The organism is Mesorhizobium neociceri (assembly GCF_013520985.1).
GTDB classification, from domain to species: Bacteria; Pseudomonadota; Alphaproteobacteria; order Rhizobiales; family Rhizobiaceae; genus Mesorhizobium; species Mesorhizobium neociceri.
The window spans coordinates 22,741-48,284 of the sequence record NZ_JACDTY010000017.1 but is presented as its reverse complement, the minus strand read 5'-3'; the positions used below and the strand labels follow the sequence as shown (position 1 = coordinate 48,284).

The following is a 25,544-nucleotide window of genomic DNA, read 5'->3' as shown; positions in this document are numbered from 1 at the left end:
GGGACTCAGGAAGACCTACTGATAGAGTCTTAGTAGTTGATCCGCAATCAATCGCGGTCGAACAGATGGACAGCCGCCACCTGCGGCATCAGACGCACGGTCGATCCTGGCTGCGGCGCCAGACGTTCCGACGAGATCGCCATCATCATCAGGGTTTCTGCGACTTTCGCAATGATCTGCGTCGACGATCCCATAGGCTCGATCATGACGACTTCCGCTGGAAAGCCCCCGTCATCAAGTTTAAGGTGCTCCGGCCGGATTCCATAAGTTGCCGCATCGCCATGCGCGTTCGCTGGGAGCGGCAACTGAGCGGTGCTATGCGCGACGAACACCCCGTCCTGCACTGTGCCGGGGATGAAGTTCATCGCAGGCGAGCCGATGAAATCGGCCACAAACACGTTTCGCGGGTGGTCGTAAAGATCAAGCGGCGACCCGATTTGTTGGATGATATCGTCTCGCATGACCACAATCCTGTCGGCCATCGTCATGGCCTCGACCTGATCGTGGGTGACGTCGAGGATGGTCGTTTTGAGCCGTTGGTGCAGCTGCTTGATTTCTGTTCGCATCTGCACCCGGAGCTTGGCAACCAAGTTCCTTAGCGGCTCATCGAAGAGGAGCACTTGTGGATCGCGCACGATCGCTCGGCCCATGGCGACACGCTGCCGTTGACCGCCGGAAAGTTGCCCGGGTAGCGTTTGAGGAGGTCGGCAATGTTTAGGATCCTGGCCGCATAACCGACCTTCTCATCCGTGGTCAGACGGCGCCAGCGGGCGTTGGCACGAATTTACAAGGACTTCAAAAACCCCGTATAGGCCTCGTAAATGATATCCATGTCACTCCAAATTGGCGCCCAGCCCAGGCCTTTGGTCGTCGCCTCGATGTCGAGCAGGTAATCAATGTTCGCGATAGCAAACTGTTCCGGATAGAGTAATGTCAAGGCGACGCTATCCAACAGTGAAAGAATAGGCTTCAGAATGATCGCGGGTACAGGAAGAAGGACCGATCTTGAACCGGCTCGCCGAGTTAATTCTCGGAGAAGCTCTTTGACCGTAGGCGGTTCACGGGAGCCGAGGTGAAATGGACCAGACGGGCAATTTCGTTCTACAGCCGCCAACGCAGCAGTGACGCAATCCTCAACGGCAATCATTTGATACCGGTTTTCGCCGGTGCCTACTAGCGGGACAGGTAGCCCTGCCCTGATCAGCCGAAAGAGCTTCATCAATATTCCAAGGCGCCCAGCGCCAGCGATCAGTCTTGGCCGGAATATGGTCGCGTGGAGGCCGAACTCCCTACAGGCACGCATCAGAAGCCGCTCCGCTGCCACTTTGCTCCTGCCATAGGGTCCGATCGGACGTTGCATATCGGTTGGATTGACCGGCGTACGCTCTGGTTTTCCATAGGTCATGTCGGTGGAAAAGAAAACAAGTCGCTGCGTGTGGCCAGCCGAGATTGCTTCCAACAGGCAGCGGGTCCCATTGACGTTCACGTCAGAAAACCATTGATCTCGATTTCTGTAAGGCACATCACCGTGAAATTGACGCGCCGCAAGGTGGTAGACCACATCATCGCGTTGGAGCTGAAGCTTCCTCAGGTCTCGGTGCTGCCGTACGTCACCAAGTATGAAATCCAAAGAGCTCTTCATTCCCGGCGGCTCGCCGAGATCAAAAACGACAACGTTCTCTCCACGCTCAGCGAGAACGGATGCCATGTACGTTCCGACGAAACCGGAGCCTCCGGTGATGATATGTCGCATCGGCTACGCCGTCCGAGCAATCAGGACTACGCCTGCGCAAATCAGCGCGATGCCAGCCAGCCTTGGGAGTGGTATTGCCTCGCCAAGCACAAAGAAGCTAAGTGCGACCGCAATTACGTATCCGATTGACAACATTGGATAAGCAAAACTAACCTCGTAGGTCGACAGTACAATGACCCAGGATAACACGCTTATCGCATAACAGCATAACCCACCCCAAAAATAAACATTACCAGCGAGTGCAAGAGCCGCAACTATTGGATCAGCAAAAGAAATGCTACCAAGAGACAGCATAGCTGCCCGGAGAGCGATTTGAGCTAGTGAGTTCATGCTCACGCTAAAAAGGATCATTCCAAATGAGGAAGCGGTCATGATATATTATCTGATGGTTTTCTGGAGAGTGAGACACGTAATGTCCGGAAGTGCCGTAGTTCCTTTTGGTAGGCGACTCAGAATAGTAATTTAATTTTTATGGTTTGTCGAGATCAAGTCAGGTCCTTTACTATTTATATTCGCAAGTGAATGCGTTATCCGTGCTGATGTGAAATCTGCAACCTGTGTCCGGTGTGAATGTTGATATACGAGGCACGTGGCATGAATAAGGCAACAGTGTTAAGGTTTTTCGATGTATTGTTACTAGTGTTTGCTATCCAATTAATAAACGTTGAACAGCTAAGCGTTTCGAAACTGAGGAGCGGCCGAACGAATAACGCTTACGATCAAAATTGATGAGCACGGGATCGGACGCGAATAGTGCCAATCTGCCGCTCAGATAGAAATCAGGCGCTGCGCAGACTGTGCGTGGACGGATTCCGCTATAGCCGCTTAGTAGCAATCGCCTCGGCGCTGCCGCATTCTGCCAGTCAGCGTAGCGGCCTCGAGGATCGCTATCCCACGCGATCTGTCGCCCTTTGTCGGTTCCGCTACATGGGTTGTCCGACAATGGCTGTCGGATGGCGAGCCAAGCCGTTGAGGAGCAACGCTTGGTTTTTCCTCGGGCTGGCTCGGGCGAGTTGGCATGGATCTTGAGGTCCTTCGGCTGTGAGGCGGCGAGAGCTGCCGACGGCATTGATGTCGCGGGCGACCGCGATTGCAGGAACGAAGGAAGGAAAGCACTATGGCAGGTCTGCGTCAGATCGCCTTTTACGGCAAGGGCGGCATCGGCAAGTCCACCACCTCGCAAAACACGCTGGCCGCCCTTGTCGACCTCGGCCAGAAGATCCTCATCGTCGGCTGCGACCCCAAGGCCGATTCCACAAGGCTGATCCTGAACTCGAAGGCGCAGGACACCGTGCTGCATCTTGCGGCCGAGCAGGGTTCGGTGGAAGACCTCGAGCTGCAGGACGTGCTCAAGATCGGCTACAAGGGCATCAAATGCGTGGAGTCCGGCGGTCCGGAGCCGGGGGTCGGCTGTGCCGGGCGCGGCGTCATCACCTCGATCAACTTCCTCGAGGAGAACGGCGCCTATGACGATGTCGACTATGTCTCCTACGACGTGCTCGGCGACGTGGTCTGCGGCGGCTTCGCCATGCCGATCCGCGAGGGCAAGGCGCAGGAGATCTACATCGTCATGTCGGGCGAGATGATGGCGCTTTACGCGGCCAACAACATCGCCAAGGGCATCCTCAAATATGCCCATTCGGGCGGCGTGCGGCTGGGCGGGCTGATCTGCAACGAGCGCCAGACCGACCGCGAGCTCGACCTCGCCGAAGCGCTGGCCTCGAGGCTCAATTCCAAGCTCATCCACTTCGTGCCGCGCGACAACATCGTCCAGCACGCCGAGCTGAGGAAGATGTCGGTGATCCAGTATGCGCCGGACTCCAAGCAGGCCGGCGAATACCGCGCGCTGGCCGAGAAGATCCATGCCAATTCGGGGCAAGGCACCGTGCCGACGCCGATCACCATGGAGGAGCTCGAGGACATGCTGCTCGACTTCGGCATCATGAAGAGCGACGAGCAGATGCTGGCCGAGCTGCAGGCCAAGGAAGCGGTCAAGGCGGTGGCGCAGTAGCCGGCCCTGCCGCACCGGGCGCGGGGCTTGAGCCGCTCGCGCCTGGCCAAAAGACAACGGCGCCTCGCCGCTCGAGGCGTCCACGCCAACCCTGCCCGACGTTGAAAGGGGTCCCATGAGCCTGCAATACGACAATGACGGCGCTCTGCATGCCAAGCTGATCGAGGACGTGCTGGCGCGCTATCCCGACAAGACCGCCAAGCGCCGCAAGAAGCATCTCGGCGTCGCCAGGAGCGGCGAGGCGCCTGGCGAGGACGGCACGGTCGTCTCCGAATGCGAGGTCAAGTCGAACATCAAGTCGATTCCGGGCGTGATGACGATCCGCGGCTGCGCCTATGCCGGCTCCAAGGGCGTGGTCTGGGGTCCGGTCAAGGACATGGTCCATATCTCGCACGGCCCGGTCGGCTGCGGCCATTATTCCTGGTCGCAGCGCCGCAACTACTATGTCGGCACCACCGGCATCGACACCTTCGGCACCATGCAGTTCACCTCCGACTTCCAGGAGAAGGACATCGTCTTTGGCGGCGACAAGAAGCTGGAGCGGATCATCGACGAGATCGAGGGGCTGTTTCCGCTCAACAACGGCATGACGGTGCAATCGGAATGCCCGATCGGGCTGATCGGCGACGACACCGAGGCGGTGTCGCGCAAGAAGGCCAAGGAGCACGACAAGACCATCGTGCCGGTGCGCTGCGAGGGCTTTCGCGGCGTCTCGCAATCGCTCGGCCACCACATCGCCAACGACGCCATCCGCGACTGGGTGTTCGACAAGAAAGAGATCGCGTTCGAGGCCGGTGCCCACGACGTCAACGTCATCGGCGACTACAACATCGGCGGCGACGCCTGGGCCTCGCGCATCCTGCTCGAGGAGATCGGGCTGCGCGTGGTCGGCAACTGGTCGGGCGACGCCACGCTGGCCGAGATCGAGCGCGCGCCGAAGGCCAGGCTCAATCTCATCCATTGCTACCGGTCGATGAACTACATCTGCCGGCACATGGAGGAGAAGTACGGCATCGCCTGGATGGAGTACAACTTCTTCGGCCCCTCGCAGATCGAGGCCTCGCTGCGCAAGATAGCCCGGCATTTTGGCCCCGAGATCGAGGCCAGGACCGAGGCGGTCATCGCCAAATACAGGCCGCTGGTCGATGCGGTCGTGGCCAAGTACCGGCCGCGGCTGGAAGGCAACACGGTGATGCTCTATGTCGGCGGCCTGCGCCCCCGCCACGTCGTCACCGCCTACGAGGACCTCGGCATGGTGATCGTCGGCACCGGCTACGAGTTCGCCCACAATGACGACTATCAGCGCACCGGCCATTACGTCAGGAACGGCACGCTGATCTATGACGACGTGACCGGCTACGAGCTGGAGAAGTTCATCGAGGGGGTCCGCCCCAATCTGGTCGGCTCGGGCATCAAGGAAAAATACCCGGTGCAGAAGATGGGCATCCCGTTCCGGCAGATGCACTCCTGGGACTATTCGGGGCCGTATCACGGCTATGACGGCTTTGCCATCTTCGCCCGCGACCTCGACCTGGCCATCAACAACCCGGTCTGGGACCTGTTCGACGCGCCCTGGCGCGAAAGACCGCGGCGGCGGGCAATCGCTGCCGAATAGACAACCGGCCGCACAGGTCTGCCCGGGGCAACGATGCTGGCCGGGCAGGCGATGAAGCCCGGCGGCCGCCTGCTTTGCCGGCGACCTTGGAAAAAACGTCCCGACATCCTGGGCTGGCGCATGGCGCGGCCAGGTGAACGAAAAGAGGGAGTTACGTTATGCCGCAGTCTGCTGAAAAAGTCCTCGACCACGCGCCCCTGTTCCGCGAGCCGGAATATAGGCGGATGCTGGCGCACAAGAAGCTGAACTTCGAATGCCCGCATCCCGACCAGCTCGTCAGCGACCAGCGCGAGTTCACCAAGAGCTGGGAATACCGCGAACTCAACCTTGCCCGCGAAGCGCTGGTGGTGAACCCGGCCAAGGCCTGCCAGCCGCTCGGCGCGGTGTTCGCGGCCGCCGGCTTCGAGCGCACCATGTCCTTCGTCCACGGCAGCCAGGGCTGCGTGGCCTATTACCGCTCGCACCTGTCGCGCCACTTCAAGGAGCCGGCCTCGGCGGTCTCCTCCTCGATGACCGAGGATGCGGCGGTATTCGGCGGCCTGAAGAACATGGTCGACGGGCTCGCCAACACCTACCAGCTCTACGACCCCAAGATGATCGCCGTCTCGACCACCTGCATGGCCGAGGTGATCGGCGACGACCTGCGCTCCTTCATCGAGAACGCCAGGGACGAGAACGCGGTGCCGCGCGACTTCGACGTGCCGTTCGCCCACACGCCGGCCTTCGTCGGCAGCCATGTCGACGGCTATGACGGCATGGTCAAGGGCATCGTCGAGCACTTCTGGAAGGACCGGCAGCGCAGCGCGGCCAAGGGCACCATCAACATCATCCCGGGCTTCGACGGCTTTTGCGTCGGCAACAACCGCGAACTCAAGCGCCTGCTCGATCTGATGGGCGTCTCCTACAGCTTCATCCAGGATGCCTCCGACCAGTTCGACACGCCCTCGGACGGCGAATACCGCATGTATGACGGCGGCACCAGGATCGAGGACGTCAAGGCGGCGCTCAACGCCGAGGCGACGCTGTCGCTGCAGTATTACAACACCCGCAAGACGCTCGACTACTGCCAGGAGGTCGGCCAGGAGACCGCCGCCTTCCACTATCCGCTCGGCGTCCAGGCGACCGACGAGTTGCTGATGAAGGTCTCGGCGCTGTCGGGCAAAGAGATCCCCGAGGCCATCCGCCTCGAGCGCGGCCGGCTGGTCGATGCCATGGCCGACAGCCAGTCGTGGCTGCACGGCAAGAAATACGCCATCTACGGCGATCCCGACTTCGTCTATGCCATGGCCCGCTTCGTCATGGAGACCGGCGGCGAGCCGAGCCATTGCCTGGCCACCAACGGCTCCTCGGCCTGGCAGGCCGAGTTGCAGGAGCTGCTTGACGCCTCGCCCTTCGGCGCCGATGCCCAGGTCTGGGCCGGCAAGGACCTGTGGGCGCTGCGCTCGCTGCTGTTCACCGAGCCGGTCGACCTGTTGATCGGCAATTCCTATGGCAAGTATCTGGAGCGCGACACCGGCACGCCGCTGGTGCGGCTGATGTTCCCGATCTTCGACCGCCACCACCACCATCGCTTCGCGCTGATGGGCTACCAGGGCGGGCTGCGCGTCCTGACGACGATCCTCGACAAGATCTTCGACAAGCTCGATCGCGACACCGGCGAGACCGGCGTCACCGACTATTCCTATGACCTCACCCGCTGACCCGATGGCCTCGCCCGGCGCCACGATCCAGCAGGTCTTCAACGAGCCGGCCTGCGACAAGAACCGCGGCAAGGACGCCAGGGCGCGCAAGCACGGCTGCTCCAAGCCGCTCACCCCAGGGGAGGCAGCCGGCGGCTGCGCCTTCGACGGCGCCAAGATCGTGCTGCAGCCGATCACCGACGTTGCCCACCTGGTCCATGCGCCGCTCGCCTGCGAGGGCAATTCCTGGGACAACCGTGGCGCCGGTTCCTCCGGCGCTACGCTGTGGCGCACAAGCTTCACCACCGACCTGACCGAACTCGAGCTGGTGATGGGGCAGGGCGAGCGGAAGCTGTTCAAGGCAATCCGCGAGATTAGCCAAGCCTATGCCCCGCCGGCGATCTTCGTCTACTCGACCTGCGTGACGGCGCTGATCGGCGAAGACATCGAGGCAGTCTGCAAGCGTGCGGCCGAAAAATTCGGCTTGGCCGTGGTGCCGGTCAATGCACCGGGCTTCGCCGGCTCCAAGAACCTCGGCAACAAGCTCGCCGGCGAAGCGTTGCTCGATCATGTCATCGGCACGGTCGAGCCCGATGATGCCGGGCCCTACGACATCAACATTCTTGGCGAATTCAACCTCTCCGGCGAGTTCTGGTTGGTGAAGCCGCTGCTTGATCGCCTCGGAATCCGGGTGCGCGCCTGCATTCCCGGTGACGCGCGCTACCTCGACGTTGCGTCCTCGCACCGCGCCCGGGCGGCTATGATGGTGTGCTCGACCGCACTCATCAACCTGGCACGCAAAATGGAAGAGCGCTGGGGCATCCCGTTCTTCGAGGGCTCCTTCTACGGCATCAGCGACACCTCGCAAGCGCTTCGCAACATAGCTGAGCTGCTCGTGAGGAAGGGCGCCGATCCGGGAATCCTCGACCGCACGGAGACCCTGATCGCTCAGGAAGAGACGAGGGCGTGGAACAAGCTTGATGTCTTCCGGCGGCGGCTTCAAGGCAAGCGCGTACTGCTCAATACGGGTGGTGTGAAATCGTGGTCGATCGCCCACGCGCTGACCGAGATCGGCATGGAGATCGTCGGCACCTCAGTCAAGAAATCCACCGTCGAAGACAAGGAGCGCATCAAGCAAATCCTCAAGGACGGCAACCACATGTTCGAGCAGATGGCCGCGCGCGAGCTTTACGCAATGCTCTCGCAAGGCGAGGCCGACATCATGCTGTCGGGCGGGCGTACGCAATTCATCGCGCTCAAGGCCAAGACACCCTGGCTCGATATCAACCAGGAGCGCCAACATCCCTATGCCGGCTATGAGGGCATGGTGGAGCTCGTACGCCAGATCGACCTTGTCATTCACAACCCGATCTGGCGCCAGGTGCGGGACCCGGCACCATGGGATTGTCCGCCTGTGATCATGGACGAAATGCCGACCACGACGAGCGAGATGGCGACCGTACGGGCCTTGAAGACATGTGCCGGCCTGGCGGCTGCCGCCGACTTAGACGCGTGTTGAGGAAACCAGATGGCCTGCATCCTGCCCCAAACCAAATCAGCCGCGATCAATCCGCTGAAATCATCACAGCCGCTGGGCGCTGCCATGGCCTTTCTTGGCGTCGATGGCGCGATGCCCCTGTTTCACGGCAGCCAAGGCTGCACCAGCTTCGCGCTCGTGCTCTTGGTGCGGCACTTCAAGGAAGCGATCCCCCTGCAGACCACGGCAATGGACGAGGTGGCGACCATCCTGGGCGGGGCAGACCGTCTGGAGGAGGCGATCCTCAACCTGAAGGTCCGCATAAAGCCGAGGCTGATAGGGGTCTGCACGACTGCGCTGGTGGAGATGCGTGGCGAAGATTGCGCAAGATACATCGCCGACATCAAGGCGAGGCGCGCTGAAGAAATCGCCGATACGCAGGTCGTGCTGGCCAACACGCCGGATTTCGACGGCTCGTTAGAACAGGGCTGGGCCAAGGCTGTAACAGCAATGATCGAGGCCATTACACGGCCTGGCGAACGGGCGCGGCAGCCGAAGAAGGTCGCGATCCTGCCCGGATGCCATCTCACCGTGGCTGATATCGAACATATGCGTGAGATGGTTGAGAGCTTTGGACTCGAGCCGGTTGTTCTGCCGGACATCTCCGGCTCCCTCGACGGCACGATTCCCGACCGGTGGGTCCCGACCACCTATGGCGGCACCAGCGTCGAGGATATCCGCGAGCTTGGCACTGCCGGACAATGCATCGCCATCGGCGAGCACATGCGCTGCCCCGCGAAAGTGCTGCGCCGCTTGGCCGGCGTGCCTTACGCGGTGTTCCAGTCGCTGACTGGATTGCAGGAGGTCGACCGCTTCGTCTCGCTGCTGTCGGCGGTTTCGAAGGCCGCGGCGCCGGCCCGGGTCCGCCGTCGCCGGGCGCAATTGCAAGATGCGTTGCTCGACGGACATTTCCATTTCGGAGGCAAGAAAATTGCTATCGCTGCTGAACCAGACCAACTCTATCAACTTGCAACATTCTTCGTCGGCATGGGCTGCGAAATCGCGGCGGCCGTCACCACGACCGATATGTCGGAAATTCTGGAGAAAGTACCGGCGAAGTCGGTTCAGGTCGGCGATCTTGGCGATCTCGAAGCTCTCGCCGCTGGCGCTGATCTTCTGGTCACCCATGCGCACGGTCGCCAGGCCGAGCAACGCCTTGGCATTCCCCTCATGCGCCTCGGCTTCCCCGTCTTCGACCGACTTGGCAGCCAGCACAAGCTCACCATCCTCTATCAAGGCACCCGCGACCTCGTTTTCGAGGCCGCCAACGTTTTCCAAGCGAACCAGCGGGCGCCGACGCGTTTCCCACTCCAGCCAGTCAGCAAGGGGGGGCCGGCAACTGGGCCCGGTTCGCCGCTTCTCGGTGGTCGTTGACGAGGGTCCAATGCGGGAACGAGCAGCAGGGGCTTTGCGGGTGGCAATGGCCACGCAGGACATGGAGGACCTCAACGCCCATTTCGGGTCGGCCAGGCGCTTTGCGGTCTATGACGTGACGCGCGAGGAATGGGACCTCGTAGAAGCCATCGAATTCGACGATGTTTCCGACGAGAGCGGGGAGCATCGGATCGAGGGGGATGACCGCATCACGCCAAAGGTGGAGGCGTTGAAGGGCTGTCATCTGCTGTTTTGTCTGGCGATCGGCGGGCCATCAGCAGCCAAGCTGATTTCGGCAAAAATCCATCCGATCAAAGTGCCTGAGAGCCAATCCATCCAAGAGGTGCTGTTGCGTACGCAAGTTATGCTCAAGACCTGCCCTCCGCCCTGGCTTCGCAAGGTGCTGGCGGAAGCAGGCGTCGTCGAAAAAAAACCCTCCTTCGAGGACGAGGACTGAAGCGAGGAGAGAGCGAGATGTTTGATGCCGCGGTCACCCCTGCTGTCGACGAGGACGAGGCGGCCCTTGCCACCCCGTTCGTCAAATGCCTGGTGCGGCTGATCCGCGCCCAGGATGCCAACGGCGCATGGGAAGGCAAGCCGGATGCGGATCTGCTTCGGGACTTCATCATCACCAGGGACCAGCGCCGTGCGATGCCGATCATCGGCGATCCCGATCCGGACGTGCTGTGGAGGCTCGACAAGTTCTACGCCGCCGTCGGGCTTGCGATCGAGGAGCGCTGCGGCCTGATGGCCTCGCCGATGATGGAGATCAGCGATGAGGGCTTTGGGCGCGTGCTGCTCACGGCCGGGCGGCTGGTCGTGCTGTCGCGGACCGTGCGCGATGTCCACCGGTTCGGCTTCGAGACGTTGTGGAAGCTGGCAGCGGCCGGCACCAAACTGGCCGGCGACGCCATCGCCGCCATCGAAGCCTATCCCGACGTGGCGCGGGCCTGAAGAAACCCGTGTTTTGAACAAGGGAGTCATGTCAGGCCTTGAGCAGTTGCGATGCCACCCAACCGACGCGGTCGAGGCCGATCTGGTTCCTGGGATAGCGCTGATGAAGCCACGCGTTCTGATCTGTTCGCAAGACGCGGAGTTCTATTTGTTCCTCAGCCACATCCTCGAGGTCGACGGTTTCGCCACCGAGCCGGCAGGCGGCGCCAAGGAAGCGCTCGCCCTGGCCGGCGAACGCGACTTCCAGGCCGTGGTGCTGGACTGCGGGCCGGCCGGCATAACCGGCTCCGCCATCTGCGCCCGGCTGAGGCGGGAGCCCCGGACCGGCGGCCTGCCGATCATTGCGCTGATCTCGCCCGGCGCCGAGAACCAGCACCTCAATCTCCTGAAGGCAGGCATCGACGAGAGCTTTGTGCGGCCGATCGCTCCGGCCAAGCTGCTCGACTGGCTACGCACCAAGCTGGCGCTGCCAAAGCCTGGTGCCAACGGGGCTGAAAACGGCCAGTGGCTCTCGTGTGGCGGCCTTGAGATGAGGCTCGATGCCCACCGGGTTCGCGGCAATGGCCACGAGATCCACCTTGGACCGATCGAGTTCAACGTGCTGCGGTTGTTGCTCGAGACGCCGGGCAGGGTCTTCAACCGCGACGAGCTGATCGGCGCGGCCTGGCCGGCCAACATCCATGTCGGTCCCCGCACCGTCGACGTCCATATCAGCCGGCTCAGAAAAGCGCTGCAGGCGGCCTCGCCCACCTTCGTCATTCGCACGATCAGGTCGGCCGGCTACTCGCTCGAATGGCCGGACGGCTGAAGAGCTAAACCGACGGAGTGTCACCACACCCATCTCCGTAGTGCTGAGGGCAAGCCTTGCGGCTTTAAAAACGCGCCCAAAGGTACGACTCACTCAGAAAGAACAGGCAGATGGCATTCAAAAGCGTACTCAGTGTGACGGGGGTCGGCCACTGCGATGAGGATGTCAAAACAGCTGCCGGCTTGTGTGGCGAGGTCCGCGCGCATCTTTCCGTGCTGGTGATGTCGCGACAGCCAATCGGTGCCGGCATCCCTATGTTAGTTGAACGTGAAAGGGACATTGCTGGACTGGAGAGGCGATTCAGGCAAATCGAAAGATTTTCCCACGACATGGCCAGACTGGAAAAACGGTATAGCGAAATCCAAAAACTGCTGAGAGCGACGTCGCTTTGCTATGGCATCGAAACCGATCATTGCGATCCGGTCAGCGTCGGCGAAATCGTGCGACAGCGGGCGCTATGCAACGATCTCACGATCGTCGGACCGACCCTACTCTACGACGAGGATCTCGGGCCTCCTGTTATAAACGGCTGCTTGTTCGATACCGGAAAACCGGTGCTGGTTGTGCCGAAGGGCGCCGAGGCGACCCTGTCGCCGCGGCGCGTGCTGGTAGGCTGGGATTCGCGAGCCGAGGCGTCGCGTGCGGTTCGGGAAGCTCTGGATCTGCTATCCGGTGCCGAGGAAGTCTGTGTCGCCCTGGTCGATCCGCAGGCGAACTACAACGGCAATGGCTCAAAGCCCGGAGCCGACATTGCTGCCTATCTCACTCGGCACGGTGCTCATGTGTCGGTTGATCTGTTGCGGAGCGGTGGCAAACCGGCGGCCTCGGTGCTTGCGCAGCACGCCATCGATACCTGTGCCGACATGATCGTCATGGGCGCTTATGGCAGCCGTCGGTTGCGTGAGCGCATCTTCGGCGGCGCGACGAGATGGATCGTTGCGAAGCCGACTTTGCCGCTGTTCTTGGCCCGCTGATGGGTTCGGGACCAATCGCCTCGGAGCGATTCAGTCAAAGCTTCTGCGCCAACCTGTTTGAGGACTCCGGTAAGGGTTTTGCGCCGAGTGGAGCTTATCCTCGTGGCCCAGCCGGGTAATGTCCTGTGGACTTACCGGGTTTTCACAGGTAGCTCGGTTGCCGCGACTTCGTTTGGCTTTAAAAACGGGTGAGACGATGAGGAGTGAATCCTCGACCTCCACGCAGCCGGGCTCGGAAGACGGCCCGGAATACAGTTCTGCTGTGGCGCCATCCGGCCCATTAAATGGATGGGCTGTCTGAGGGTGAGGCCTATGCAGAATTGCGCTGCGGTCCGCCGCTCGTCCTAGTGGAGGCTTGGGTAGGGAGTGTGGCTGCGAGGGACGCGTATCAGATCGCTTCCGTCGCGATGAGGTTATAAGCGTTACAAAACGACTGAATGAGATGCCATATAATTTCCTGTGTTAAGACGGGTTTTACAATAATGTAACAACAAATAACGTAAGAAATGTTTCTAATTTCTACCCATAATGCCACAGTGCCAAAGATGTATTGAGGTCCTTGGTGGTGCTTACATGTCCCTCGCCGCGGACGGTAGCGGCGGGCCAACGACACGGAAGCTCGGCGTTCGCCTTGCTCAGTGCGAGAGGACTCCTACTGCAAAAGAACGTTGGCGTGTCGAAGCGATTATCGGTCGGAAAGGAATCCGAAATGACCAGTGTCGAACACAAACCCGCTGACCCCGTCAGCTTCCTGGCGTTGGTTCCTGCCAAAACCATCGATCATCCCGCGGCAGTCGCCAAGAAGGCCCAGGCGCAGTCGACAACTGCGCTCGTCAAATTTGCGGCGGCTGCCGAAGACACCGGACGAATGCTCGACGCCATCGTCGAAAACACAAGAGCCAAGAACATAGAAATTTCGATGAAGACGCTTGCCGCATTGCGGGCCAACGCCGACGCCGAGTTCTCGCATCTGAAAGCGTTGTTGGGCGCGAAGTTGCCGTCCGAAGTTATCGAGCTGCAGTCTAGCTTCCTGCGCAAGCGCGTTGAGATGTGGGTGGAGCAGGGCAGGGCGTTCCAGGCACTCACCACTCGAACGATGGCGCAAGCATTCACCGCCTCATCGTAGCAGAGGTCCTAGTCGATCGAGGATGTCTCGGTAAAAACCCCTGACGGACTTCGAGGCGGCCTGTTTCCCCGGGGACTTAGGCGGGACGCTGCCCGGGCCGAAGTGCGCTCAGGCCGGCGGCACTGCCGATGAAATGAGCTGCCAAGTTTCGGATGCGTGCTGTTCACGGCTGGACGTTGGTCGTTCTGGGCAAATCTGTCGCGCGACGTCCTGCGGTCGGCTTCGAGTCCTTTCGGAGCTTCTCGGCGCGGCAACGAATCTGATCGGTGATGCGACCGCCACCGCTGAAGCCACTGGGGCGGCACGAGCGTAAATGAAGCCGGTTTTCAAGGAAGGTGATCATGTCAGATCTTGAGGCGTTGCAGAAAAACGTCCGCAGGCTCCAATCGCGCGCGGGAAACGCGAAGATGGCATTGCACGACCTTGCCGAAGACCTGCCCGTCAACTGGACTGAGATCAAGGCAGTTGCCGAAAAAACATTCGATGCTTTTGCCGAGTTGCATGCAGCCAAGACAGAGCTCGCTGCCTGGGAGCGCTCACAATGACGGCCGCCTCCGTCACACGCGATGGCTCCACATGGGAGCCGAAATATCTGACGGCTATAGACGGCAAGACCTGCATTGGCTGCGGCCGCTGTTTCAAGGTCTGCTCGCGCGAGGTCATGCATCTTTACGGCGTTGATGATGCGGGTGAAATCCTCGGCGCCTGCGACGGCGAGGACGACGATTTCGATGGCGAACTCAATCGCATGATCATGGTCGTCGACCATGCCGGCCGCTGTATTGGCTGCGGAGCCTGCGGCCGCGTCTGCCCAAAGAACTGCCAAAGCCATCTCGCGGCCGACCAGATCTCGGCATGAGCAGGACAATCGACGACACAAATCAGGAGAACGCCGGTGCGCTTCATAACTTTTTGTCGGCTCCTGGGCCTGGCCCTGTGCGGCAACGCTGTCATTGTTTACGCCGGCTCGAATTCGATCCCTCTAGCGGTCGTCACGACGCTGGCCTGCTCGCTGCTGCTTCAAGTCTTTTACTTCGCAAGCGTGCTCTTTCTGATCTGGCGGTCCAGCTGCTCTTCCGGAGGTGGTCCGGGCGCCGAGCAGTTCGGCGGCTGTAGTCAAATCGGTACCAGCCGCCGGACCACGAGGTGATCAATGACTACCAATGAATGGGTCCCTCGGTGTGTTCCGATGGGCGGTGTGCATTCCGCTCCGTCCCTGCGCACCGAGAGCTTCAGAGCTAGGTTCGCGCCACTTTGGAATGACCAGGGACGATGCGGTGACATTCGGAACAGGTGCGCCAGAGTGGGCAAAGGTGACAGAATGGAATCGTGCGATGGCGGCAGATGCAGCTGTTTGCATTCCAGCATGTGATGGTGCCGCCGCGGCGCTCGGATGCGGAGCTTCGTCTCAATCAGGAAGCCGATGCTGACAACGATGATGACGAAGCTGTCCTGCCACGCACCAAAACGCGGGTGGCCTCAAAAAAGAACGCTTGTGACCAAGGTCGCAGCTGTCTGAGGCGCGAGGGCCTGGTGCGGAGAAAACATGCTGAAAAAATTCGAACGCTATCCGCTCACCTTTGGGCCGACGCCCATCGAGAAGCTCGACCGGCTCAGCGAGCATCTGGGCGGCAAGGTGCAAATCTACGCCAAACGGGAAGACTGCAATTCCGGTCTCGCATTCGGCGGAAACAAGCTGCGCAAGCTCGAATACATCGTTCCCGATGCGATCGCGTTAGGTGCCGACACGCTCGTCACCGTCGGCGGCGTTCAGTCGAACCATACGCGCATGGTCGCCGCGGTCGCCGCCAAGATCGGCATGAAGTGTCTCCTGGTTCAGGAGAGCTGGGTGCCGCATGACGATATCGTCTACGACCGGGTCGGCAACATTCTGTTGAGCCGCATCATGGGAGCAGAAGTGCGCCTGGTCGACGAAAGCTTTGACATCGGCATCCGCCGCAGCTGGGAAAAAGCGCTCTATGAGGTAAAGGCAGCGGGCGGCAGACCTTATCCGATACCGGCCGGAGCGTCTGTTCATCCGAATGGCGGCCTTGGCTATGTGGGCTTCGCAGAGGAAGTGCGCACCCAGGAAAAACAGCTTGGGTTTGCCTTCGACTATATCGTCGTTTGCACGGTCACTGGCTCAACGCATGCCGGCATGCTCGTCGGCTTCGCCAAGGACGGTCGCCAGCGCAATGTGATTGGTATCGATGCCTCCGCCACTCCGGCAAAGACCAAGGCGCAGGTGCTTGGGATCGCCCAGCATACAGCGACGCTCGTCGAGCTCGCAACGGAACTTGTCGAGGACGACGTGGTGTTACTCGAGGACTATGCGCACCCGCGTTATGGCATTCCTTCGGAGCAAACCAAAGAGGCGATCCGGCTGTGCGCGCGGCTGGAGGGCATGATTACCGATCCCGTTTACGAGGGCAAATCGATGCAAGGCATGATCGACCTCGTCCAGAAAGGCTTCTTTCCAGAGGGATCGAGGGTGCTTTACGCGCATCTCGGCGGCGCGCCCGCGATCAATGGCTACGGCTACGCCTTCCGCGATGGCTGACGCCTGACAGATGCGATGGGCTGTCCTGTCGTGCCGACACGCTCGAAGTTCATGAACGTCGGCTCAGAAGTTCGAGGAAGCCGGCAGTTGACCGAGGCAAAGCTCGGGTCGTTCGCAAGGTCTTGGAGGGCAGTGTCAACAGCCAAAGAGCACCGTTGTGGTGTGTCGCCGGACCAGAGAAGATGGAGTGAGACAGGATGATTTTACCCGAATTGCGCTCTGCTGTCCCAGCCGGGAGAGTTTTGGAAATAACCACGACCACAGGATGCATCGTGGGATGCTCATATTGTCCGCAGGACAAATTCGCGGATCGGCAAAGAAAAATATCTCATTCTAAGCATCTTAGCCTTGAGGATTTCAAGCGGTGTCTGGCCCGCGTGCCAGCTTCCGTCGCCATTGGTTTTTCGGGCTACTCCGAGCCTTGGCTCAATCCGCACTGCACCGAAATGGTCGAGCACGCTTTCGCCGCCGGCCACGGCATCAGGATCTTCACGACGCTTGTCGGAATGAACCTGCAGGATCTACAACGCCTGCAAGCACTGCGCTTGGAGGTGTTTATGGTTCATGTTTTTGATGATGGCACCTACATGAACAGTCGCCTTGTCGGAGACAAATACCGCAATTTGATTCGTCAGTTCGTCGGCGCGGAGATCCCCTCGATTCAGTTCGTGGTTTTGGGCGAAGCCCATCCAGATGTCGTCGACATTATCCCAGCCGAAACGTTGATTCATGGACGGCCGGTGAGCAGCAGGGGTGGAAGCGTCGATCCCAAGATCGTTCAACCGCGGCAGCCAGTCGTTGGAGCCCTGACATGCGTGGACGGACGCCAGTATCGTAACGTTCTTCTTCCCAACGGGGATGTCACTTTGTGTTCCATGGACTTTGAGCGCCGTCACTTATTGGGCAATCTGCTACGCGACGAATATGCCGAGCTCTTTGACGGACCAGCTTTTCGCGAAATCGTGGATCGCATGAATGGAGCCGATGGTTTTCTGCTGTGTAGGATGTGCGAATTTGCCGATGCGAACGACCGCACCTGACTGTGCCGGTTAACGCCTGAAAAGGCCTGCAGCGAATGCGAAACGGCTTGGAGTGCAACTAAGCTGTGCGCTCGGTTGAACTCATCGCGTTTCATCACGCGAGTGCGATCCCATAGGCGCGGCAGTCGGCCTCCACCATTTCCGAGACGAGCTCATCGAAAGTGGTCTTCGGCTTCCAATCGAGCTTGGTAGCCGCCTTAGAGGCATCACCGATCAGCAGGTCGACCTCGGTCGGACGGAAATAGCGTTTGTCTATTCGGATGAGCGCCTGGTTGCTGATGGGGTCGCGGCCCACCTCGTCAACGCCTTCGCCCTCCCAAACGATCTCCTTTCCGACTCGCCTGAAGGCAGCCTCGACGAAGCTGCGGACCGTATGTGTCTCGCCGGTCGCGAGCACAAAATCGTCAGCCTCGTGATGCTGGAGGATCCGCCACATGCCCTCGACATAATCGCGCGCCGAGCCCCAGTCGCGCTTTGCCTCGAGGTTACCGAGATAGAGACAATCCTGTTTGCCGGCCATGATCGCAGCTACCGCACGCGTCACCTTGCGCGTGATGAAAGTTTCGCCGCGCGTCGGCCCTTCGTGGTTGAACAATATCCCGTTGCTTGCATAAAGGCCGTATGCCTCGCGGTAGTTCACGGTGATCCAGTAGGCGTAGAGCTTCGCCACCCCATACGGCGAGCGTGGATAAAATGGGGTCGTCTCGTCCTGCGGGACGCCCTGGACCGAACCGAAGAGTTCGGAAGTGGAGGCCTGGTAAAACCGGGTCTTCTTCTCAAGACGAAGAATGCGGATCGCTTCCAGCAGCCGCAGCGTGCCCAGCGCGTCGGCATTGGCGGTGTATTCGGGGGTCTCGAAAGAGACTTGCACGTGGCTTTGCGCAGCCAGATTGTAAATTTCGTCGGGCTGAGTTTCCTGCAGGAGGCGGATCAGGTTTGTCGCATCGGTCATATCCCCGTAATGCAGGACCATGTCGGAATGGTCCTCATGAGGGTCTTGATACAGGTGGTCGATGCGCTGGGTATTCCCGATCAGCGACGCGCGCCGCTTCAGGCCGTGCACCATGTAGCCCTTCGAAAGCAGCAGTTCGGCGAGCAGCGCGCCGTCCTGGCCGGTGATACCTGTTATGAATGCTGTACGCCGAGGTGAACTCATTTCGCATGGTTCCAGTGGATGAAGTGTGGGACAGGAATAATCAACGAAGCACCGAACGATTTCGGACCCGGCAAACGCGGTGCACGACGCTGATGCGTCTTGGCTGGCATCTGCGCCTGAATGACTCTAAAACGCATGCCCATCACGCGGAGTGTTGTTTCGTGGGCCTCATACCCAGGAGCGTCTAGCTCCTTTTCCGCGAGCCGGAGACATCTCCCTGTAGAACAGCCTTTCGAAGCGGCGTCTTTTCATGTGCGTTACACTTCGTAAAATCGATTGTTTCGATGCGATGCATCCTCGGGATGGATGAGCTCTTACCGCTTGGATGGAGGGTTCAAGTCCCTGACCCAGATAAGTTCCGGGAGAGCCGCGCCACAAGGAGGTGGAAAGGGCTGCTTTTGTGCACCGCAGTTCGTAACACAGGCTTGCTGGCGTGGCATGGATGTCGTCGCCTTCGGTCTCATCGGCCTGCATCACCAAGCCCACGCCAAGCTCAAGACGTTAGTCTAGCCGAGCGTTCACACCGTTGGGCGGTCGCGCGCGAGATTGGATTGTATCAGCTGTCCGATTTCTGCTGCATTGCGGTGCCGGCGATCTCGATGCCTTCCAGCGTTCGTCTCCGAGGAACGGCCTCGGCGCCGAATGTCGAGCCCTCTAAGAAACTCCGGTGCGGAGCTGCCCTGTTGAGCACCGGGGCAAGGACGACATCCAAAATCGGCCGCCGGTGTAGGGTTTTATCCCTCAATGTCGGATATGTCCCCTTCGCCCAAGCCGGCCGGCAGTTTCTCTTCCATCTCGTCGGTTGGCTCTACCAACGCACCTCCATCATTGTCACCACCAACCTGGCATTCGGCGAATGACCGAGTTCTTTGCCCGCGACGCAAAGATGATGACAGCGCTGCTCGACCGGCTCACCCATCACTGCGAGATCATCGAGACCGGAAACGAGTCCTGGCGCTTCAAGAACCGCGCCTGACGCGCGTCCCATCGCCAAACAATGCACGCTCGCCGGGCTGCGCAACCCCGACCAGCTCCGCCCGGCGAGCGCTCTCGTCGCGCTTATGCAAGGGGTCAAAAATTGCACGCCGATCTGGAGTGCGCCCCCGAGGGTGGACAGATCGGCTTGAGGGATTGACCAGTCTTGTCGGGTTTTCGAAGAGAGAACCATGGCAAGGTATCGCACACACAGCATCGAGTTTAAGCGTCAGGTCGCGCAGGAATATCTGTCGGGCGAGACGCTACATGGATTGGCAAAGCGCCACGATATCCAGCGCCAATTGATCCGCGTCTGGGTCCGCAAGTATGAGGAAGGCGCTCTTGATGATGCGCAGGCGGCCGATCTCATCCAGGAGTATGAGGCTCGCATCGCTGCGCTTGAACGGCTCGTCGGCAAACAGGATCTGGAGCTGGAGTTCCTAAAGGGGGCTCTGAAAAGCGCACCGCGGCAGAGAAACAGGCCTACATCCGCGATCACCGGTCCCGAGGTCTCTCCGTCGCCGAAGGATGCCGGCTGATTGGGATCGCGCGTTCGACCTACTACGACCGCCTGGAGAAGACGTCCGACGACACCGCGATCGTCGAAGCGATCGCAGCCATCTGCGACGAGTTCGAGCACTATGGTTGGCGTCGTGTCCGTGCCGCTCTTCGGCACAAGAGCATGATCGTCAATCACAAGAAGATCCGCCGCCTGATGCGCGAGCATGACCTTCAGCCCAGAATGCGCCGCCGATTCACGGTGACCACGGACAGCGATCACAATCAGCCGATCTTCCCGAACCTCGCCCAGGACATCATCCCCGACGGGCCCAACCAACTCTGGGTGGCCGATATCACATACGTCACCGTCGTCGGCGGTTTTGCCTATGTTGCCGTCGTCCTGGATGCCTGGTCGCGGCGGGTTGTCGGATACGCCATCAGCCGCTCGATCGACGCGCGGCTGACGCTGGCGGCTTTGACCGCCGCAGTCGAAGGACGCAAACCGCCACCCGGCTGCGTGCATCATTCCGATCGCGGATCAAAATATGCCGCGACAGCCTATCGCGATCACATTGCCGCCCACGGCCTGGTCGGTTCCATGGGCCGACGCGGCAATCCCTCACATGAGGCTTTTCGGGTCAAGGGGTATTTTCAAGGCGGCATGGGATTATCCCTGTTCACGGTATCCATGGTCTGAGCCCGTTTCTAATACCGGTCCGATATCCGGACCTGTACAACCTCACATCCGGTCGCCGCTCCAAGGCGGCTGCACCAATATCCCGCATCCAGCGGTCAGGGCTCAGGAGGACGGGACCATTCTACGACACGGCTGTTGAGGGCCATAGGATTGCTCGGTGCGTCCACCCGGATCCGTCAGGAAAGTGATCAACTCCTGAGGATAGGAAGAGAGTTGAAGAGCGTCACGCTGCCTTCACGATGGCTCCTTCGATAACGATGCCGTGGTGCACGTATTTCCAGAGCGCGACGAGCAGCTTGCGGGCAAGCGCGACGATTGCGACCTTTTTGCTGCGCAAGGCGCCCTTGTCGATCCGCACATGGAACCAGCGGGTGAGAGCCGAATCCGGCTGATGGCGCAGCCAGAGCCAGGCCAGTTGGATCATCGTTGTCCGTAGCCGAGGATTACCCGCCTTCGAGACACCTTGCTCCTGATTGATCGTCCCGCTTTGCCAGGGAGACGGTGCCAGCCCGGCGTAGGCGGCGATCTGCCTTCGGTTGCCAAACTGCCGAAACAGGCCTTCAGCATACAAGATGGCCGCAAACTCCGCACCAATCCCCTTGAGAGCAAGAAGCGCAGTCATAGGCGCTGTCTGGTCGGGCTTCTCTTCGGCGATCAGCGCATCCCGTTCGGCCTCGACCGCCTTGATTTGGCCGAGCAGTAGTTCGAGACGATCAAGCTCGCGAACGATCTGGGCCTTGAGATGATGGGACAGCGGGCGGCCATCGCCGGTCCGCAATTCTTCCAGCCGCTTGCGCCGGTCACGGCACATCGGTTCATAGGCCCGGATCCCTTGGTTGAAGAGAAGCCCCTTGATCCGGTTGTTGTGAGCAATCCTCTCGGCCACCAGCGCCTTGCGCTCGCGGGAAATGCGGAGCCGATCTTCCGCCTCGAGGCTCGGCACCTTGACCATCGAGCACACCCGTGGCTCTCCCCGCTTGTAGGCCATCAGCGTCCGGATTAGCGTCTCGCCATCGATCCGGTCGGTCTTTGCTCGCCGCCGCTTGCGCGGCACCGCAATCGAGGCGGCATCGACCACGTAGCTTTCAATCCAGGACTCTGCTGCGAGTACTCGCTCGATCCAGAAGCCGTCCAACCCCGCCTCCTGGATGACTACCACTGGATACAGTTTGCCCTGCCGGCCTGCGCTTTCTGCCGCAGGGCCTCAAAGCGGGCAAACAGACCGGCAATGTCACCGCCCTTCACCGAGTGGAATGACATCTTCTCGCTGCCCGGCGACAGCGAAGTCACAAGCCAGGTCGACTTGCTCAGTTCCAACGACACGAAGACTGCGCCAAGATTGGTTCGGATAGCGGCTTGGGTGTTGGGGCCGTCAGTGTTCAAAAGCATGATTGTCTCCAGAGTGGGGATATTGAGCAACCTCACTTTGGCAGAGCCTAGGCCGCTATCCACTCCTCATGGGATCTACGACAACGCAAAGGCGGAAAGCTTCATGAAGACGCTCAAAGTCGAGGCCGTCTATCCGATGCCTTCGAGACGTTCGCCGATGTCATCGAACACCTTCCGCATTTCTTTGAGGAGGTCTACAACCGGCGACGGCTTCACTCAGCACTTGGCTATCTCAGTCCAATGCAATTCGAGGATCAACACACCCGGCAAACGGTCAAATCAGCAGCCTGACTCTGTCCGGCCCGAGGTGGCCCACTCCAATCAGGGGTCAAAGTTCGGCGCCGATGGCAGGTCTCCGCTATGGTTGCGTCCCAGAACAACTGTCCGCATCCTCGGCGACATCGCCGTGCCGCCATCGAGGTCTCGGCGTTGCCATACGACGGTCCTGCTGTCGCCCGCTCACCGTCTCAGGCGCGGATATCTTGCACCCTATTTAACTCCGTGCCCGAGGGGACCTGACCTGCGATGTTTTCGAAGCACCGCCTGACGTGCGCTCGAGTGCCTCAATGCTCTAAGTCTGGGCCAAGCAGGAAAACGCGTCTAACTTTCGTTCTTCGTGCGCTCGACGGCTCACTTGCTGGGGCGTGACATCGCGATGTCGCCGGAGGCTGATTGGCCTACGGCGCGTCCATGTGTGTGACGACAGGTATGTTGGCCGCCTAACGACAATCGAGATGGCCGGTTTGTGATGCGCCTGTCAGTTTTGCCCCCTGCGATCGCAGGGGGCAAAACTGATGTCGGGTGAATGGATCACGGATCGCCAGTACAGGCGGCTCATGGAACGTAAACGAGCGGGTGACACCGAGGCGGTCGCAGCGGCAAAGGCCGGGATCAGTGAACGTAGCGCCCGCCGACTTGCCGGGACCGGCGTGCTACCGAGCCAGTGCCGCAAGCCGCGTGGGCGGACACGACCAGATCCACTGGTGGATTTATGGGACGAGATCGTTCTGCCAATGTTGCGTCAGGGTACGCAACGTAGAGGAAGCTGACTCCCGGGTGCTTTTAAATGCTTTTTGGCTTGGCACGGTACATGCTCCTTATTGCGCAAAAAGCACGGATTGAGTGGTCCCACCGCCACTAAAGCCGCTAGCATTCGCCACCTTCCAAGGCGAACCCGGCCCGGCAGGGAGCTCCGTCTCTGCCGGGCATGCCTTTTCAGACGTACTCGCGTTCAGAAATTGGGCGGCGCAATGTCCGGGAATATGGAGGCCGTTTCGAGGGCTCTCCGATGCACGGCCGGACGCGAAGGGATTGTTGGCCCATGAGGCTGGGTTCACGCTCAGCGTGTTCGTCGAGATCCGGTCAATTGTGTCGGCTTTGTCGGTTTGACGACACAGCCTTGGTTGGCCGGCATCTTGGACGTTTTGGTCTAAGCCGCTTGAAAACAAATTACATAATGCCTTCTCTTACACGCTCATCTAGATGGCATGAATTTTGCTGGATTTCGCTGATCGGGCGGGAGCAGTTTGCCAGGGAAGAGCGAAGAGATGGCTCGACAAAGTTGAAGGACGGGGGAGCACAGGTTTGTTGGGATGAATACGTTGCCCGCTGGCAGCCCTGCGTCTGCGGCTAGAGCTTCCGTGCGGTTTGAAGATGCGGCGAGGGACTGCAGTACGCGTGTCGATTACATGATTTGCAGGCGGGTCCAACAATGGGCGCTGCAGATGTGCATGCCGTTGGCGGCGGGTTTTGGCCTGTTCGTCGTGGCATTCTTCGTCACCGCGATGGCTGCGAACGGACAGGAGACCAGCCTTGTCGGCATTTACCAGGGTTCGGAGCTAACCGCGGCCGCTAACCATCTGGGACAAGGCGGATACGAGCTGTCGGGTGGTACCAAAGTGTCTTTCGACAAGTGGTACCACAGCAAATGGATCGACATGCGATTTGAAATGTTGACGCAGCTGTCGGATGATTTCGGTCTCCTGTGGGGCGCGAGCACCGGACAACGCGCCGAAAAGGTCCGAATCGGCCCAAGTGTGAAACTCGGCTTTATTCTGCAAAAGCGACCGACGCCGTCCACGACGCTTTCTCTCACCGTCAGTTCCATTTTGGGCGGGAATCTGACGGAACGACCTTGCACGGCTGACTATGGCGCCGTCGGCGGCTTCCATACAGTGAATTGCCGTCTGGCGGCCTCGCAACTGCGGCCCTCGGATACGTTGAAATACATGACAAACCTCGAGCCAAGCCGATGGAAACTCTACCTTCGGTTCAGGGGTGAATTTTAGCGATGGTGAAAGGGAAGGCCGTAAATTTTCGTTGATGAAGAACAATCAGACAGGAAGTTGATTATGCACAAAACACAATTGTTCCCGGCAGGTTTCCTTGTCGGTCTTATCGCGTGCCTGTTGGCTGCACCCGGTTTCGCGGGTGATCTCGATGCCGGTGTCAGCGGCAAAGGAACGACCGGTACTCCAGCCGCGGAAAGCAGTAGCTCGGGCTGTCCACAAAATGCCGACGGCACATTCTGCTGGATGAGCCCGGATATTGGTGAAGCATGGACATCAGGCTTTATCGGTTCCGGCGTATCGATAAACGTCATAGATGACTTCACGGGACAGCCATTTGATGCAGATCTCGGTCGCGGTAGGCAGACGCAGCGACATGGAGATTGGGTCTCTGAAATTGCCGGCATGGTCGCCCCTGGCGCAAACATATTCAAGTATGGCTATCTCGATGGGTCTTCGATCGGGCTGCAGGACGGCCTCAATATCATCAATGCGAGCTACCGCATTATAGAGCCACTGAGCCAGCATCCGCGCGAGCAGGCGATCGTCGATGCAGCCTGGGCGGGCACTGCCATCGTCACAAAGAGTGCCGACAACCGCAGCAGCGAGGTAGGTAGGCCGCACGAAGGGGATTTCGATGAGCTAACACTCGGGCTGATCGGGGCGCCATCGGCAATCTTCGTGGGTGCTCTCGACCATAATGGCACTCCCGGGAACAAGACGCGGCTGGCCCGATACTCGAATTATCCCGGCTCAAACCCCGAGGTGCGGAACCAGTTCCTGACCGTGGGTGTCGAGGGTGACAAGACTGACTTATACGGCACGTCTCATGCGGCACCTGTGGTTGCAGGCTATGCCGCCATCCTTGACAGCAAGTTCACGTCCGCAACTCCGACACAGATTACTAATCAGCTGCTGGATGCGGCCAGGACCGATACGCTCGTCAACTACAATCCGGCGACTTACGGCCGCGGCGAAGCCAGCCTTTCGAGGGCGCTGGCACCTGTTTCGACTAGACTGCCACCGTACCCTCATGCGTCCGAACGTGGGTGGATCGCGGCGCCCGGGCTGTAAATTGCCGTGTGTGGCGTCGCTGCTCCGGCTGGC

Annotated in this window: 21 protein-coding genes and 4 pseudogenes; 21 read left to right on the top strand and 4 right to left on the bottom strand. The window is 60.0% G+C overall.

Annotation, left to right across the window (positions count from 1 at the left end; genetic code table 11):
* Nucleotides 1–47: 47 nt before the first annotated feature.
* Nucleotides 48–748: pseudogene (locus tag H0241_RS26840) on the bottom strand (ABC transporter ATP-binding protein); the annotation flags it as partial.
* Between the two features lie 36 nt (nt 749–784).
* Nucleotides 785–1,708: an NAD-dependent epimerase/dehydratase family protein gene (locus tag H0241_RS26835; protein WP_235984496.1), complete on the bottom strand. Its 924-nt coding sequence runs from the start codon at nt 1,706–1,708 to the stop codon at nt 785–787.
* Between the two features lie 1,162 nt (nt 1,709–2,870).
* Here H0241_RS26835 and nifH point away from each other — a divergent pair.
* The 15 genes from nifH to H0241_RS26760 all read left to right on the top strand — a co-directional run bounded on the left by nifH (nt 2,871) and on the right by H0241_RS26760 (nt 17,431).
* On the top strand, nt 2,871–3,764 hold the full coding sequence (gene nifH, locus H0241_RS26830; protein WP_181060842.1) for a nitrogenase iron protein: 894 nt from the start codon (nt 2,871–2,873) through the stop codon (nt 3,762–3,764).
* Between the two features lie 115 nt (nt 3,765–3,879).
* Nucleotides 3,880–5,379 carry a nitrogenase molybdenum-iron protein alpha chain gene (gene nifD, locus H0241_RS26825; RefSeq protein WP_181060841.1) on the top strand — a complete coding sequence of 500 codons (1,500 nt, stop codon included), beginning with the start codon at nt 3,880–3,882 and terminating at the stop codon, nt 5,377–5,379.
* Between the two features lie 158 nt (nt 5,380–5,537).
* Entirely contained in the window at nt 5,538–7,079 is a 1,542-nt protein-coding gene (gene nifK / locus H0241_RS26820; RefSeq protein ID WP_181060840.1) for a nitrogenase molybdenum-iron protein subunit beta, read from the top strand.
* Nucleotides 7,080–7,083: 4 nt separating this feature from the next.
* A complete protein-coding gene (nifE, locus tag H0241_RS26815) occupies nt 7,084–8,577 on the top strand; it encodes a nitrogenase iron-molybdenum cofactor biosynthesis protein NifE (protein ID WP_181060870.1) in 1,494 nt (497 codons plus the stop codon).
* Nucleotides 8,578–8,586: 9 nt separating this feature from the next.
* Entirely contained in the window at nt 8,587–9,969 is a 1,383-nt protein-coding gene (gene nifN / locus H0241_RS26810) for a nitrogenase iron-molybdenum cofactor biosynthesis protein NifN (RefSeq protein ID WP_181060839.1), read from the top strand.
* On the top strand, nt 9,935–10,426 hold the full coding sequence (nifX, locus tag H0241_RS26805) for a nitrogen fixation protein NifX (protein ID WP_181060869.1): 492 nt from the start codon (nt 9,935–9,937) through the stop codon (nt 10,424–10,426). The genes nifN and nifX overlap by 35 nt, the downstream gene beginning before the upstream one ends.
* Nucleotides 10,427–10,443: 17 nt before the next feature.
* A complete protein-coding gene (locus H0241_RS26800; protein WP_181060838.1) occupies nt 10,444–10,923 on the top strand; it encodes a NifX-associated nitrogen fixation protein in 480 nt (159 codons plus the stop codon).
* 103 nt (nt 10,924–11,026) lie between these two features.
* Nucleotides 11,027–11,731 carry a response regulator transcription factor gene (locus H0241_RS26795; protein ID WP_235984494.1) on the top strand — a complete coding sequence of 235 codons (705 nt, stop codon included), beginning with the start codon at nt 11,027–11,029 and terminating at the stop codon, nt 11,729–11,731.
* A 110-nt stretch (nt 11,732–11,841) separates the two neighbouring features.
* Nucleotides 11,842–12,705 (top strand): universal stress protein, encoded by an 864-nt coding sequence (locus tag H0241_RS26790; RefSeq protein WP_181060836.1) that lies wholly within the window; start codon nt 11,842–11,844, stop codon nt 12,703–12,705.
* Between the two features lie 709 nt (nt 12,706–13,414).
* On the top strand, nt 13,415–13,831 hold the full coding sequence (locus H0241_RS26785; RefSeq protein ID WP_181060835.1) for a phasin family protein: 417 nt from the start codon (nt 13,415–13,417) through the stop codon (nt 13,829–13,831).
* A gap of 341 nt (nt 13,832–14,172) precedes the next feature.
* Entirely contained in the window at nt 14,173–14,376 is a 204-nt protein-coding gene (locus H0241_RS26780; protein WP_181060834.1) for a CCE_0567 family metalloprotein, read from the top strand.
* Nucleotides 14,373–14,690 (top strand): ferredoxin III, nif-specific, encoded by a 318-nt coding sequence (gene fdxB / locus H0241_RS26775; RefSeq protein ID WP_027038815.1) that lies wholly within the window; start codon nt 14,373–14,375, stop codon nt 14,688–14,690. The genes H0241_RS26780 and fdxB overlap by 4 nt, the downstream gene beginning before the upstream one ends.
* A 36-nt stretch (nt 14,691–14,726) precedes the next feature.
* On the top strand, nt 14,727–14,981 hold the full coding sequence (locus H0241_RS36250; RefSeq protein WP_181060833.1) for an exopolysaccharide production repressor protein: 255 nt from the start codon (nt 14,727–14,729) through the stop codon (nt 14,979–14,981).
* Nucleotides 14,982–15,377: 396 nt separating this feature from the next.
* Nucleotides 15,378–16,391 carry a 1-aminocyclopropane-1-carboxylate deaminase gene (locus H0241_RS26765; RefSeq protein ID WP_181060832.1) on the top strand — a complete coding sequence of 338 codons (1,014 nt, stop codon included), beginning with the start codon at nt 15,378–15,380 and terminating at the stop codon, nt 16,389–16,391.
* A 197-nt stretch (nt 16,392–16,588) separates the two neighbouring features.
* Entirely contained in the window at nt 16,589–17,431 is an 843-nt protein-coding gene (locus tag H0241_RS26760) for a radical SAM/SPASM domain-containing protein (RefSeq protein WP_181060831.1), read from the top strand.
* Nucleotides 17,432–17,525: 94 nt separating this feature from the next.
* Here H0241_RS26760 and gmd read toward each other — a convergent pair whose 3' ends face one another.
* Nucleotides 17,526–18,587 (bottom strand): GDP-mannose 4,6-dehydratase, encoded by a 1,062-nt coding sequence (gene gmd, locus H0241_RS26755; protein WP_181060830.1) that lies wholly within the window; start codon nt 18,585–18,587, stop codon nt 17,526–17,528.
* 749 nt (nt 18,588–19,336) lie between these two features.
* Here gmd and H0241_RS26750 point away from each other — a divergent pair.
* From H0241_RS26750 to H0241_RS26740, 3 genes and pseudogenes are all read left to right on the top strand, one after another.
* Nucleotides 19,337–19,563 (top strand): annotated as a pseudogene (locus H0241_RS26750) (ATP-binding protein); the annotation flags it as partial.
* Nucleotides 19,564–19,753: 190 nt separating this feature from the next.
* A complete protein-coding gene (locus H0241_RS26745; RefSeq protein WP_181060829.1) occupies nt 19,754–20,101 on the top strand; it encodes a transposase in 348 nt (115 codons plus the stop codon).
* Complete coding sequence (locus tag H0241_RS26740; RefSeq protein WP_181060868.1) at nt 20,050–20,760, top strand: IS3 family transposase; 711 nt, start codon at nt 20,050–20,052, stop codon at nt 20,758–20,760. Before H0241_RS26745 ends, H0241_RS26740 begins: the two co-directional genes overlap by 52 nt.
* A 223-nt stretch (nt 20,761–20,983) precedes the next feature.
* Here the strand turns inward: H0241_RS26740 and H0241_RS26735 are convergent.
* Nucleotides 20,984–22,149, bottom strand: a pseudogene (locus tag H0241_RS26735) (IS110 family RNA-guided transposase).
* A gap of 195 nt (nt 22,150–22,344) precedes the next feature.
* Here H0241_RS26735 and H0241_RS36600 point away from each other — a divergent pair.
* From H0241_RS36600 to H0241_RS26725, 3 genes and pseudogenes are all read left to right on the top strand, one after another.
* Nucleotides 22,345–22,440: pseudogene (locus H0241_RS36600) on the top strand (IS3 family transposase); the annotation flags it as partial.
* A 1,433-nt stretch (nt 22,441–23,873) separates the two neighbouring features.
* Nucleotides 23,874–24,437, top strand: coding sequence for a hypothetical protein (locus H0241_RS26730; protein ID WP_407941778.1), 564 nt, complete (start codon nt 23,874–23,876; stop codon nt 24,435–24,437).
* Nucleotides 24,438–24,500: 63 nt separating this feature from the next.
* Nucleotides 24,501–25,511, top strand: coding sequence for a S8/S53 family peptidase (locus H0241_RS26725; protein ID WP_235984493.1), 1,011 nt, complete (start codon nt 24,501–24,503; stop codon nt 25,509–25,511).
* Nucleotides 25,512–25,544: the final 33 nt, after the last annotated feature.